Origin of the sequence: Cupriavidus sp. D39 (genome assembly GCF_026627925.1) — a bacterium.
Lineage (GTDB): Bacteria > Pseudomonadota > Gammaproteobacteria > Burkholderiales > Burkholderiaceae > Cupriavidus > Cupriavidus ulmosensis.
In genome coordinates this window covers 85,960-99,549 of the sequence record NZ_JAPNLE010000009.1, presented here as the reverse complement: position 1 = coordinate 99,549, position 13,590 = coordinate 85,960, and the positions used below count along the sequence as shown (strand labels likewise).

Sequence of the window (13,590 nt, the reverse complement as noted above, 5' to 3'; positions counted from 1 at the left end):
TCTGTCGTAAAGGACGTGTGTCCCAGCGGCGATCAACAGGAAGAGAGCGTTGCATCGCAACGTCAAGCAATGCTCCAGGAAATGTCAAGATTTGATGAAGGGAGAGGCCAATGAGTCAGGGACGCATCCTGATCGTCGAGGACGATCGCGACAGTGCCGAGGTGATCGAGGCCTATCTGAGACGCGAAGGCTTTGTCACCGAGCACGCCGTCGACGGCCACAGCGCGCTGGAACGGCATGCTCGGTGGCGGCCGGACCTGGTGCTGCTCGACATCATGTTGCCGGGGCTGGATGGCAACGCGGTGCTGGGTGCAATCCGGCGTCATGCGCCGACGCCCGTGATCATGCTGACGGCTGTTGGACAGGAGTCCAATCGCATCAGCGCCTTGTTGTACGGCGCGGACGACTACGTGGTGAAGCCCTACAACCCGGGCGAGGTCGTGGCACGCGTGCATGCCGTATTGCGGCGCTGGCGCGGCAATACCCTGGCGCAGAAACCGGGCCTTCGCCATGGGCCGCTGGTTGTCGACCTGGATGCGGCGATGGCCTGGATCGATGCGGGCAACGGCGCGCAGGCCGCGCTGGACCTGACCCGGACCGAGTTCAGCCTGCTGTGCATGCTGATGGCGGCACCCAGCAAGATGTTCTCCCGTGCTGCCTTGCTGGGTACCTGCATGCCTGAAAGCGACGCCATGGAGCGCTCGATCGATGCGCATATCCACAACCTGCGGCGCAAGCTTGAGCTGGCCGGTGTCACGGGTGTCGTGGTCACGGTGAGGGGCCAGGGCTACCGCTTCCGGAATCCGACATGATGAAGTCGGCTTGGGCACTGGAGCGGGACACGCTGTGGCGCTGGATCAGCGTACGCATGATCGGGCTAGCCATCGTCGCCTTGTTGCTGGTCGGCGGCGGCATGTGGCTGCGCTTCATCTGGTGGGATGCGCAGTTGCGCGACGCGCTGCCCGAAGCGGTCCGACAGGAACTGGAAGCCCTGGAGGCCATGCCGGGCGAGCACCGCGAACGCCTCAGGCAAATCTACGGCGAGTACCTCTACGGCGACTACTTCGCCCCGGAGGTAGTACGCGCCGACTTGCTGTTCTTTACCGGCCTGGTGGTGATCGCCCTGCCCTTGGTCGTCCTTGGCGGGCTGTGGGTATCGCAACGCCTGTCGCGTCAACTCGGTGCGGTTGCCGTCTCCGCCAACGAGATCGCACAGGGCGACTTCGGCTCGCGGGCTACCATCATTCTCCATACTCCGCCGGCATTGCACCAGCTCACGGCGGACTTCAACCACATGGCCGAGCGCTTGGAGCGCTATGACCGCGAACTGCAGGAGTCGAGTGCCGCGATCGCGCACGAGTTGCGCACCCCGCTTACCGCCGCCATCGGCCGCCTGCAGGGCATCATCGACGGCGTATTCCCCGCCGAGCCCGGCCAGCACCGCATCATCATGCGCCAGCTCGCCCAGCTCAACCGCCTGCTCGACGACCTCTACCTGCTGTCGATGGCAAGCGCAGGCCGGCTCGAGCTGTTTCCTAGCGAATTCATCCTGCGCACCCTCTGTGAGGAACGGCTGAACTGGGCCGCGCCGGCCTTGCAGGAGCAGGAAATGCAGGTGAGCCTCGATGTGCCCTGCGACCTGGCGATGCAGGCCGACCGTGATCGTATCGGGCAACTGTTGTCGATCCTGATCGACAACGCGCTGCGCTACGCGGCGGCTGGCAAACACCTCGCGCTCACTGCCCGGCAACAGGCCGGCCAGGTTGTCCTGCATGTCGAGGATGACGGGCCGGGTTTCCGGCCCGAGCACATCGAGCGCGCCTGCGAGCGCTTCTGGCGTGCCGAGCATTCGCGCTCGCGCCACGCGGGCGGCAGCGGCCTCGGGCTATCGATCGCGGCGGCGATCTGCGCGGCCCACGGCGGCCGCTTGTCCGTGCGCAATCGCCGTGAGCAAGGAGCCAGCCTGTGTGTCCGCCTTCCCCTTCCCCTTCTCTCCCCGCGAACGGGAACCACCGCGATTCCCGCACGCCCTTCATCAATTCTTGATCATTCCTTGAGAGAGTCTTGTCGGTTGCCTGTTGTACTGCTGCATCCACTGCTACACAGGCGACCCGCTCAATGCAAGCACGACTGCCCTCGACCCCTAGCGCTCGACACCGGCGTTTTGCCCTCCTTGTCCTGGCGACAGCCTTGCTCATCCTGGGCTGGCTGGCGATGCGTCCGTTCTCCGCCCCCGCGCCAGCCGCGGCTGCCGCGCCGACGGCGCTTCGCGTCACGCTGACCACGGCCGAGCACCGCGCGATGTCGCACCGGCTCACCGTTGCCGGCGTTTGGATCGCGCGCGAGGACATCGCCATCAGTTCTCCGCTGGACAGCTTGCGGGTGACGAGGCTGGCGGTGGAGGCCGGCGATCGGGTCGAGCGCGGGCAATTGCTGGCCCAGCTGGAAGGCGATGTGCTGGGCAACCAGGCACGCCAGGCGGAGCAAGGCGTGCAGCGCGCCCGAGCCGAACTGGCGGACGCGCAAGCCAGGCACGCCGAAGCCAAGGCGCAGTACGAGCGCAGTGAACGCCTGCAGGCCAAGGGAGCCGTTAGCAGGCAGGAGTACGAAGCGAACCGCGCCGCCCTGCAGTCGGCCCAGGCAACGCGCAAGAGCGCACAGGCCGCGCTGCGGCAGGCCCAGGCCCAGGCAGACGAAGCCCGGGTGCGGCTGTCTCACCGTGAGATCCGGGCGCCTGCGGCCGGCCTCGTCACCCAGCGCCTGGTGCGTGCCGGCGATCTGGTCGGCACGCAAAGCGTGCTGTATCGACTTGCGGCCGAGGGACAGCTCGAGTTCGAGGTGCAGGTGCCGCAGCAGGCGCTGGCGCTGGTCGCGCATGGCATGCCGGCGGAAATCCGCACGGTCGGCCAGGACGACGCGCTGCCGGGCCAGGTCAGGCTGGTCGGCACCGCCATCGATCCCACCAGCGGCTACGGCCGGGCACGCATAGCGCTGCGTGGCGAGGAGAACGGCGCCAGCGGTCCGCTGCGCGCGGGGACTGTCGGCAGCGCACGCATTCAATTGGGACAGCCCATCGTATGGGCGCTCGATACGCGGGCGCTGCGCTACGGCAACGACAACGCACCGGCCGATTCGCAGCGCGCCGATGCCTATGTATTCGTCGCCGACGCCACCAACCGCGTCCGGCGCATGCCGGTGCAGACCGGGCTGCGCGATGGCGGGTGGGTCGAGATTCGGGCAGGCCTGCCGCCGCGTGCGCGCGTGGTCCGCAGCGGCGCGCCGTTCTTGCGCGAAGGCGACGTGGTAGCACCGGAGGATGGGGCGAGCGCCGTCCGCGCCAGCGGGGAGCCCGAGGCATGAAGCAGGGCCTCTCGTCCTGGGCCATCCGCCGGCCCATCCCTCCCCTGGTTCTGTTCTGCGTGTTGACCCTGGCCGGTATCGCCGCCTTCCTGCGGCTGCCGGTCAATGCCAATCCGCCGGTCAGCTTCCCGCTGGTCAACGTCGTCGTCATCCAGCCTGGCGCCGCGCCGGCCGAAATCGAGGCGGAGATCACCCACCGCGTGGAAAACGCCATGGCCGGCCTGCCTGGCGTGCGTCATGTGCAGTCCACCGTCAAGGCGGCGGTCAGCGACACGATCGTCGAGTTCCAGCTCGGCACCGATGTCGACCGCGCCACCAACGATGTGCGTGCCGCCGTCGGGCAGATCCGCGGCAACCTGCCGCAGAGCATTCTCGAACCGGTGATCCGGCGTGTCGACGTGGAAGGCGGCGCGATGCTGCGCTACGTGGTGGCATCGTCCACGCGCACCCCGCTCGACCTGTCCTGGTTCATCGACGACAGTGTGAGCCGCGAGTTGCTGGCCGTACCCGGCGTGCAGCAGGTCGCACGCTTCGGCGGCGCGGAGCGCGAGCTACGCATTGAGGCCGCGCCGGCGATGCTGGCACGTTACGGCCTGAGCATCGAGGAGCTGAACAGCCACCTGCGCAACCTGCACACCGAGCCCCCGGGCGGGCATCTGGACAGCGGCAACCAGCGCCAGGCCGTGCGCGTGCCCGGCCGCCAGGCCTCGCTCGACGCGCTGCGTGTCCTGCCCATCGCCTTGCCCGGCGGCAAATGGCTGCCATTGGGCGAGTTGGCCCGCATCAGCGACGCAGAGCGGGAGACCGCCGGTCTTGCACAGTACAACGGCGAGGCTGCCGTCGGCTTCTCCGTCTGGCGCGGCAAGGGCCATAGCGACACCCGGGTGGCCGATCGCGTCAGTGCACGGCTGGACACGCTGCGCGCCGAACACCCCGACATCCGCATCGAGGAGGTGGCATCGACCGTCGACTACACGCGCGCCAGCTACCGCACCGCCATGCAGACGCTGATCGAGGGCGCGCTGCTCACGGTGCTGGTGGTCTTCCTGTTCCTGCGCGACTGGCGTGCCACGCTCATCGCGGCCGTGGCGCTGCCACTGTCGATCCTGCCGGTGTTCCTGGCCATGCTGTGGCTGGACTTCACCCTGAACAGCATCACCCTGCTGGCGCTGACCCTGGTGATCGGCATCCTGGTCGACGATGCCATCGTCGAGATCGAGAACATCGACCGGCACATCCACATGGGTGAGCGGCCCTACCAGGCAGCGCTGCATGCTGCCGATGCCATTGCGCTTGCGGTGCTGGCGACCACGCTAACCATCGTCGCGGTATTCGCGCCGGTGGGCTTTATCCAGGGGGTGGTCGGCCAGTACTTCCACCAGTTCGGACTGACGGCCTCCATCGCCGTGCTGGCGTCGCTGCTGGTGGCGCGCCTGCTCACGCCGCTGATGGCCGCGTACCTCCTGCGCCCGGCAGCAGGCGGCGCGCCGTCACCGCACGGCGCCGCTGCGCCGCAGGGACGGCTGATGCGAGGCTACCTGGCGCTGCTGGAGCGCGCGTTGTCTCATCGCAAGACCACCCTGCTGGCGATGGGCGGCGCCCTCGTCCTGGCCGTCATGCTGTTGCCGCTGCTCCCCACCGGCTTCCTGCCCGTCAGCGATGCCAGTCTCTCGCAACTGCGCATCGAGCTTGCGCCGACCACCACGCCCGAGGCCGCCAGGCAGACGGCGCGCGCGGTCGCCGACAGGCTGCGCCGGCACGACGCTGTGGCGCATGTGCTGGTGACGGCCGATAGCCCGGATGAGATGTTGGCGAGCATCACGCTCAAGCCGGGCAGCGAGCGCAGGCTGTCGCGCAAGGCATTCGAGCTGGACGTGCAGGCTGCGCTGGCCGCCATGCCCGATATGCGCTTCCAGTTCCTCGGTGATGGTGGTGGCCGGGAGGTGTCGATCATGCTGGCAGGCCGGGACCCGCGTGCGCTCGCCGAGGCCGCTCATCAACTGGCGGCGCAGATGCGCGAACTGCCGCAACTGACCAATGTCCATCCGAGCCTGGCCCCACCTCGCACCGAACTGCTGGTGAAACCGCGTGCCGCCGACGCGGCGCGCCTGGGGGTGAGCACGGAAGCTATCGGCAACACCCTGCGCGTCGCCACGACCGGCGAGATCGATGCCCAATCGGCACGCTACCACCTGGCCGACCGGCAGGTGCCGATGCGGGTGCGCCTGGCCGACATCGAGCGCGCCGACCTCGATGTGCTGGGAGCACTGCCCATCACCACCATCGGCCAGGACACCACGGTGCCGCTCGCCGCGGTGGCCGACATCGGCTATGGCGAGGGCGACACCCGAATTGAGCGCCATGATCGCCAGCGGCGCATCACCGTCGATGCCAACCTGGTCACCGGCTCGCTTGGGCAGGCACTCGACGCCATCCAGGCCCTGCCGGCCATGCAGGCGCTGCCCGGCGGCGTGCGCCACGTCAACTACGGGGAGTCGGAATACATGGGGGAGATGTTTGCCAGCTTCTCGGTTGCCATGGCGGCCGGCATCCTCGCCATGTTTGCCATCCTGGTGCTGCTGTTCCGCGATTTCCTGCAGCCGCTGACCATCCTCGTTACCCTGCCGCTGTCGCTGATCGGTGCGATCCCGGCCCTCTGGCTCATCGGCGCCGCCCTCGACCTGCCTGCCATCATCGGCATCCTCATGCTGATGGGCATCGTCACCAAGAACGCCATCCTGCTGGTCGACTTCACCTTGAACAGCATGCACGGCGGGCTGGGCTGCAATGCCGCCCTGATGGCGGCGGGCGCCACGCGCGCGCGCCCGATCGTGATGACCACGGTCGCGATGGTCGGCGGCATGATCCCGGCGGCCATCGGCTTCGGCGCGGACGCGGGCTTCCGCATCCCGATGGCGGTCACCGTGATAGGCGGCCTGATCGTTTCCACCGTGCTCAGCCTGATCTGCGTGCCGGTGGTGTTCTCCTATCTGGACCAGTTGCGCGGCTGGCTCGGGCCGCGGTTGGCGCGGATGACGACGGTGAGCGAGGAGGACCGGCTGGCGTAGGGCCGTGTGCGCCGACGCGTGGCGCCGTGCCAGGTTTTCGTCCTTGGCGCAAGGGCGCCATTGGCCGTGTAGCGCGAGCTGACAGGATCATCGGCGCATCAAGGCGTCTGCGAGGCGCTGGGCTATTGGACCGTCTCCATAGCCGGTTGATCGTCGCAAATCGGCGCTTCTAAACAAAAAACCCCGGAAGACCTTGGCCTTCCGGGGTTTCTTTATCAATACTGGCGGAGTGGACGGGACTCGAACCCGCGACCCCCGGCGTGACAGGCCGGTATTCTAACCAACTGAACTACCACTCCTGAATGGGTGCTACAGGATGCATTGCGTGCCTGGCTTGTCTTGCGGCAGGAGCGATGGTGGGTGCTGAGGGGCTCGAACCCCCGACCTACGCCTTGTAAGGGCGCCGCTCTACCAACTGAGCTAAGCACCCGCTCGTACCGCAGCCGCACTGCATGCTGCAAGCATCGCCGCGCACATATCAGAGTAATTACTGCTGTTTGCGTTGCGAGGGCGCAAGTGTAATACAGCCCTTGGCGTTTTGCCAAGTATTCTTCGCAGCCATTTTTAACCGCCTGCAAAAGCACCTGCGAGCACCTGCGCCCGGCATGGAAAAACGCCGCGGGGGACACCCGCGGCGTTTTTCATCGGCTGCCAGGAGAGACTACGGCAGCATCGGCGATGACATCAGATCAGTGATGAATCATCTCGACCGGGGCAGCACCCTTGTCCGCCACATCGGCAGGCTTGGCCACTTCTTCCGCCAGCGGCTCGGGCTTGCGCTCGAGCGCGAGTTCCAGGACCTTGTCGATCCAGCGCACCGGGATGATCTCGATGGCGTTCTTGACGTTGTCCGGGATCTCCGCGAGATCCTTCACGTTCTCTTCGGGGATCAGCACCAGCTTGATACCGCCGCGATGCGCCGCGAGCAGCTTCTCCTTGAGGCCGCCGATCGGCAGGACTTCACCGCGCAGCGTGATCTCACCGGTCATCGCCACGTCCGCGCGCACCGGGATACCCGTGAGCACCGACACCAGCGCCGTGGTCATCGCCCCGCCGGCCGAAGGACCATCCTTGGGGGTGGCGCCTTCGGGCACGTGGATGTGGATGTCGCGCTTCTCGAACATCTCGTCCGCAATACCCAGACGACGTGCCCGCGAGCGCACCACCGAGCGCGCTGCCTCGACCGATTCCTTCATCACGTCGCCCAGCGAACCGGTGCGGGTGATGTTGCCCTTGCCCGGCATGATCGCGGCTTCGATGGTCAGCAGGTCGCCGCCCACTTCCGTCCACGCCAGACCGGTCACCTGGCCAACCTGGTTTTCCTTGCCGGCCAGGCCGAAGTCGTACTTGCGCACGCCAAGGAATTTGTCCAGGTTTTCCGACGCCACCTTGACCGTGCCCGATTCCTTCTTGAGCAACAGCAGCTTGACCACCTTGCGGGCGATCTTCGAGACTTCACGCTCGAGCGAGCGCACGCCCGCTTCCCGCGTGTAGTAGCGAATGATGTCGCGCAGGGCTTCTTCGCTGACTTCGATCTCGCCGACCTTCAGACCATTGTTCTTGATCTGCTTGGGCAGCAGGTAGCGCTGGGCGATGTTGACCTTCTCTTCCTCGGTGTAACCCGACAAGCGGATCACTTCCATCCGGTCCAGCAGCGGCGGCGGAATATTGAGCGAGTTGGAGGTCGCCACGAACATCACATCGGACAGGTCGAAATCGACCTCGATGTAATGGTCCTGGAACGTGTGGTTCTGTTCCGGATCCAGCACTTCGAGCAAGGCCGACGACGGATCGCCGCGGAAATCCATGCCCATCTTGTCGATCTCGTCGAGCAGGAAGAGCGGATTGCGCACGCCGACCTTGGCCAGGCTTTGCAGGATCTTGCCGGGCATCGAGCCGATGTACGTGCGACGGTGGCCGCGGATCTCGGCTTCGTCGCGCACGCCACCCAGCGCCATGCGCACGAACTTGCGGTTCGTGGCGCGCGCCACCGACTGGCCGAGCGAGGTCTTGCCCACGCCGGGAGGGCCTACCAGGCACAGGATCGGTGCCTTCAGCTTATCCACGCGCTGTTGCACTGCGAGATACTCGAGAATGCGTTCCTTCACCTTCTCGAGGCCGTAGTGGTCTTCGTCCAGCACGCGCTCGGCATTGGCGAGGTCGTTGTTGACCTTGCTCTTCTTGCGCCACGGCAGGTTGACCAGCGTGTCGATGTAGTTGCGCACGACGGTGGCTTCGGCCGACATCGGCGACATGAGCTTGAGCTTCTTGAATTCGGCGTCGGCCTTCTTCTTGGCTTCCTTCGGCATGCGCGCAGCCTTGATGCGCTTGTCGAGTTCTTCCAGGTCGGCACCCTCTTCGCCTTCGCCCAGTTCCTTCTGGATCGCCTTGACCTGCTCGTTGAGGTAGTACTCGCGCTGGCTCTTCTCCATCTGGCGCTTGACGCGGCCACGGATGCGCTTTTCCACCTGCAGGATGTCGATCTCGCCCTCGAGCTGCGACAGCAGGCTCTCCAGGCGTTCCGTGACGTTGACCATCTCCAGGATCTTCTGCTTCTGCTCGAGCTTGATCGGCAGATGCGCGGCGATGGTGTCGGCCAGGCGACCCGGCTCGTCGATGCCCGACAGCGAGGTCAGGATCTCGGGCGGGATCTTCTTGTTCAGCTTCACGTACTGGTCGAACTGCGACACGATGGCGCGGCGCAGCGCCTCCGTCTCGGCGGTCTCGACCGGACCCGGCGGCACGGGCACGGCTTCGCACATGAAGTGCGATTCGTCTTCGCTCACTTCGCGGATATTCGCGCGCTGCGTGCCTTCCACCAGCACCTTGACGGTGCCGTCGGGCAGCTTGAGCATTTGCAGGATGTTGGCGATGCAGCCTACCTCATAGAGGTCGTCGGCGGTCGGCTCATCCTTGGCCGCCGTTTTCTGGGCCACAAGCATGATGCTTTTGCCCGCCTCCATCGCAGTTTCTAGCGCCTTGATGGACTTCGGACGTCCCACGAATAGTGGGATCACCATGTGCGGAAACACCACCACGTCGCGCAGCGGCAACAGTGGCAAGTGAATCGGCTCAGCCGGGAGGAGTTGTGTTCCGGACATCATTTTCCCCAGTCAGTCATTTAGGCGTAAATTGGGTCTTATGAATCGATTGCAAGACAAGCTTCGCACGCGATTCGATGCTAGTCGCAAAATGCTGCTCCCCGCACTTGCAAGACCCGTCCAAACAGCATACCCCCGTTTCCTCTCCTTCGTTTTACGAAAATGAAGAAAAAAGCCGCTCGCTTTTCGCGAACGGCCTCTCAGGACTCGCTGCCGGCCTGGCATCGTCATAAGCGCCGGCGTTCGCGTCAGTTCGAACCAGCCACCTTAGGCTGTTCCTCGTACATCAGCAACGGCGGAGCGTCCCCGGTGATGGTGTTCTCATCGATCACCACCTTTTGCACGCCCTTGTAGTTAGGCAGGTCGTACATCACATCCATCAGCGATTGTTCGAGGATCGAACGCAGGCCACGTGCACCGGTCTTGCGGCGGATTGCCTTGCGGGCAATCGCGGACAGCGCGGCCGGGCGGATTTCCAGCTCGACGCCTTCCATCGCCAGCAGCTTCTGGTACTGCTTGATGAGCGCGTTCTTCGGCTCGACCAGGATCTGCATCAGCGCGGCTTCGTCCAGCTTGGCCAGCGTAGCCACTACCGGGAGGCGGCCGATCAGTTCCGGGATCAACCCGAACTTGATCAGGTCTTCCGGCTCGACCTGCGGCAGCACTTCGCTGGCCTCGCGCTCTTCCTTGCTCTGCACCTGCGCGGCAAAACCGATGCCGGTCTTGTCCGAACGCTGCATGATGACCTTCTCGAGGCCATCAAACGCACCGCCGCAGATAAACAGGATGTTGGTGGTATCCACCTGCAGGAAGTCCTGGTTCGGGTGCTTGCGGCCGCCTTGCGGGGGCACCGAAGCCATGGTGCCTTCGACCAGCTTGAGCAGTGCCTGCTGCACGCCTTCACCGGAGACATCGCGGGTGATGGACGGGTTGTCGGATTTGCGCGAGATCTTGTCGATCTCATCGATGTAGACGATGCCGCGCTGTGCCTTTTCCACCTCGTAGTTGCAGTTCTGCAGCAACTTCTGAATGATGTTTTCCACGTCCTCGCCGACATAGCCGGCTTCGGTCAGCGTGGTGGCATCGGCGATCACGAACGGCACGTTGAGCAGCCGCGCCAGCGTTTGCGCCAGCAGCGTCTTGCCCGAACCGGTGGGGCCGATCAGCAGGATGTTGCTCTTGGACAACTCGACGTCGTCCTTCTTGCCGAGGTGCTTCAGGCGCTTGTAGTGGTTGTACACCGCTACGGCCAGGATCTTCTTGGCCTGCTCCTGCCCGATCACGTACTGATCCAGGCTTTCGCGGATCTCGTGCGGGGTGGGGAGATCGGACTTGGCCGTGGCTCCCGCGTCCTTGTCGGATGCGGCTGCCTCGTCGCGGATGATCTCGTTGCACAGGTCGATGCATTCGTCGCAAATGAACACCGACGGGCCCGCGATGAGCTTCTTTACCTCGTGCTGGCTCTTGCCGCAGAACGAGCAGTAAAGGAGCTTCTCGCTGGATGAACCTTTTTTATCCGCCATAGGAATCAGTCACATTAGCAGTGTGCGTGCCGCAGTGCCAAGGCGCTGCGGGGATACGCTTCAAACGCATCATACGCCAAAAAAATTGGCGCGGCGGGTAGGACCCCCACGCTGTGGGGCAAAAGCAAAAACGAGGCACAAGGCCTCGTTTCTGTATAGCCTTCTTCATTCCGGGGCCGGCCCACGACACCCGGAGGCATCGTCGAGCGGCACCTGCCCGGCCCGCCGTGCTGGCAGCCAGGCCGGCCTGTCAGCTACGGCGAGCGAGCACCTTGTCGATCAGGCCGTAGTCCACTGCCTGTTCGCCGCTCATGAAGTTGTCGCGATCGGTATCGCGGGCAATCTTCTCGACCGGCTGGCCGGTGACTTCCGACAGGATCGTGTTGAGCCGCTCGCGCAGGTACAGGATCTCGCGGGCCTGGATCTCGATGTCCGAGGCCTGGCCGCGCGCGCCGCCCAGCGGCTGGTGGATCATGATGCGCGAGTTGGGCAGCGCCGAACGCTTGCCCTTGGCGCCGGCAGACAGCAGGAATGCACCCATGCTGGCAGCCATGCCCATGCACAGCGTGGCCACGTCCGGCTTGACGAACTGCATGGTGTCGTAGATGGCGAGGCCAGCCGACACCGAGCCACCCGGCGAGTTGATGTAGAGCGAGATGTCCTTGTCGGGATTCTCGCTTTCCAGGAACAGCAACTGGGCGACCACCAGGTTAGCGGTCTGGTCGTTGACTTCGCCGACCATGAAAATCAAACGCTCCTTCAACAGGCGCGAATAGATGTCATAGGCGCGCTCGCCCCGACCGGACTGCTCAACCACCATCGGCACCAGCCCCAGTCCCTGCGTTTCCAGGGCGGAGGCCTGCGTGGTGGCCAGACGGTCAAGCAAATCATTGCGGGTCATGCAAGTTCTCCTGGAGTTCGGTAAGAGACAAGGCTGCGGCCGGCGCGCCATGCGCTCCGGCCACGGGCCAGGCTCAGGCCTGCTGAGGCTGGTTGTTGCCTTCGGCAGTCAGTTCCTCGAAGGACACCGTCTTGTCGGTGACCTTGGCCTTGTCGCACACGAAATTTACCACGTTGTTTTCAAGCACGTAGGCCTCCATCTCGGCCAGGCGCTGCTGGTCACCGTAGTACCAGCGCATGACTTCCTTCGGGTCTTCGTAGCTCTTGGCGAAGTCTTCGATCTCGGCCTTGATCTGGTCTGCCTTGGCGTCCAGGCCGTGGGCCTTGACGATCTCGGCCAGGATCAGGCCCAGCTTGACGCGGCGCTCAGCTTGCTGCGTGAACATTTCGGCCGGGATGGGCATGTCCTTGGCGTTCGGCATGCCGCGTTGTTCCAGGTCGCGACGGGCCATTTCCACCAGGCGCTCCTGGTCTTGCTCGATCAGGGCCTTCGGCACTTCCAGCTCGCTCGCCTTGAGTAGCGCGTCCATGACCTGGTCCTTCAGCATGGCGTGCGTACGGCGCTTGACTTCGCGCTCCAGGTTTTCGCGGATGTCGGCGCGCATCTTGTCGACGTTGCCGTCGGCGACGCCCAGCGACTTGGCGAACTCGTCGTTGACTTCCGGCAGGTGCGCCCACTCGATCTTCTTCAGCGTGACGGTGAATTCGGCAGTCTTGCCGGCCACGTCCTTGCCGTGATAGTCCTCGGGGAACGCCAGCGGGAAGGTCTTGCTCTCGCCAACCTTCAGGCCCAGTGCAGCTTGCTCGAACTCGGGCAGCATGCGGCCTTCGCCCAGCACGAAGCCGAAGTCGTCAGCCTTGCCACCGGGGAATTCCACGCCGTCGATCTTGCCAACGAAGTCCAGGGTCACGCGGTCGCCATTCTGGGCGGCCACTTCCGCACCGCCGTCGCCGTGCTCGCCGGCTTCGCCACGGGTGTGGTAGTGCACGCGCTGCTTGCGCAGGATGTCGATGGTCTTGTCGACTTCGGCATTGGTGATTTCGGTCTTGGTACGGGTCACTTCGGCGCCAGCCAGGTCACCCAGCTTGACTTCCGGATAGACCTCGAAGGTTGCGTCGAAGGCCACTTCGTCTTCGCTCACGCCGTCGGTCTTGACTTCGAACTTCGGCTGGCCGGCGACCTTCACGTCTTGTTCTTTGGTGATGTCGAAGAACTTGCGGGCAGCCTTGTCGAAGCGCACTTCGAACTCGACTTGCTGGCCGTACTGCTTCTCGACCATCTTCATCGGTACCTTGCCGGGACGGAAACCGGACATCTTCACCGTCTTCGACAGGCGAACCAGACGTTCCAGCTTTTCCTTTTCGACTTCGGCCTTGGGAATGGCCAGGGTCACCTTGCGGTCCAGTTTGCCAAGGTTTTCAATGACATTCGACATGGTCGTTGATCCAATCCAGAGTGTTGTTGTGTTCGTGAGCGCACCCCGCTCGCGTGCCCGAGAAGACACAGGCAAAGCGACGGCAAATGCCGATACCCGGCACGCAAACCCACGCAAACCGAATCGGACGCAAGGACACGCGCAAGAAAATGGCGTTTCCAGAGCATCCGCGGGCGCAGGTCCACGCAAACGGAAAACGGGG

8 protein-coding genes and 2 tRNA genes are annotated in these 13,590 nt (G+C 64.6%); 4 read left to right on the top strand and 6 right to left on the bottom strand.

Annotation, left to right across the window (positions count from 1 at the left end):
• Positions 1 to 110 precede the first annotated feature (110 nt).
• Genes OMK73_RS12015 through OMK73_RS12000 form a run of 4 tightly spaced genes read left to right on the top strand, consistent with a single transcriptional unit; the run spans position 111 to position 6,428 of the window.
• A complete protein-coding gene (locus tag OMK73_RS12015) occupies positions 111 to 812 on the top strand; it encodes a response regulator transcription factor (RefSeq protein ID WP_267602266.1) in 702 nt (233 codons plus the stop codon).
• Positions 809 to 2,281, top strand: coding sequence for a sensor histidine kinase (locus OMK73_RS12010; RefSeq protein WP_267602265.1), 1,473 nt, complete (start codon positions 809 to 811; stop codon positions 2,279 to 2,281). The genes OMK73_RS12015 and OMK73_RS12010 overlap by 4 nt, the downstream gene beginning before the upstream one ends.
• Positions 2,191 to 3,360, top strand: a complete 1,170-nt coding sequence (locus OMK73_RS12005) for an efflux RND transporter periplasmic adaptor subunit (RefSeq protein WP_267602264.1) — start codon at positions 2,191 to 2,193, stop codon at positions 3,358 to 3,360. Before OMK73_RS12010 ends, OMK73_RS12005 begins: the two co-directional genes overlap by 91 nt.
• The gene (locus tag OMK73_RS12000) at positions 3,357 to 6,428 is read left to right on the top strand and encodes an efflux RND transporter permease subunit (RefSeq protein ID WP_267602263.1); all 3,072 of its coding nucleotides are present in this window, start codon (positions 3,357 to 3,359) and stop codon (positions 6,426 to 6,428) included. The genes OMK73_RS12005 and OMK73_RS12000 overlap by 4 nt, the downstream gene beginning before the upstream one ends.
• Before the next feature lie 222 nt (positions 6,429 to 6,650).
• Here OMK73_RS12000 and OMK73_RS11995 read toward each other — a convergent pair.
• The 6 genes from OMK73_RS11995 to tig all read right to left on the bottom strand — a co-directional run bounded on the left by OMK73_RS11995 (position 6,651) and on the right by tig (position 13,388).
• Positions 6,651 to 6,727: transfer RNA gene (locus OMK73_RS11995), tRNA-Asp, on the bottom strand.
• A gap of 55 nt (positions 6,728 to 6,782) precedes the next feature.
• A tRNA-Val gene (locus OMK73_RS11990) sits at positions 6,783 to 6,858 on the bottom strand.
• 259 nt (positions 6,859 to 7,117) lie between these two features.
• A complete protein-coding gene (lon, locus tag OMK73_RS11985) occupies positions 7,118 to 9,529 on the bottom strand; it encodes an endopeptidase La (protein WP_267602262.1) in 2,412 nt (803 codons plus the stop codon).
• A gap of 248 nt (positions 9,530 to 9,777) precedes the next feature.
• A complete protein-coding gene (gene clpX / locus OMK73_RS11980; RefSeq protein ID WP_043345921.1) occupies positions 9,778 to 11,052 on the bottom strand; it encodes an ATP-dependent Clp protease ATP-binding subunit ClpX in 1,275 nt (424 codons plus the stop codon).
• A gap of 250 nt (positions 11,053 to 11,302) precedes the next feature.
• Positions 11,303 to 11,953, bottom strand: a complete 651-nt coding sequence (clpP, locus tag OMK73_RS11975; RefSeq protein WP_017224974.1) for an ATP-dependent Clp endopeptidase proteolytic subunit ClpP — start codon at positions 11,951 to 11,953, stop codon at positions 11,303 to 11,305.
• Positions 11,954 to 12,026: 73 nt separating this feature from the next.
• Positions 12,027 to 13,388 carry a trigger factor gene (tig, locus tag OMK73_RS11970; RefSeq protein WP_267602261.1) on the bottom strand — a complete coding sequence of 454 codons (1,362 nt, stop codon included), beginning with the start codon at positions 13,386 to 13,388 and terminating at the stop codon, positions 12,027 to 12,029.
• Positions 13,389 to 13,590: the final 202 nt, after the last annotated feature.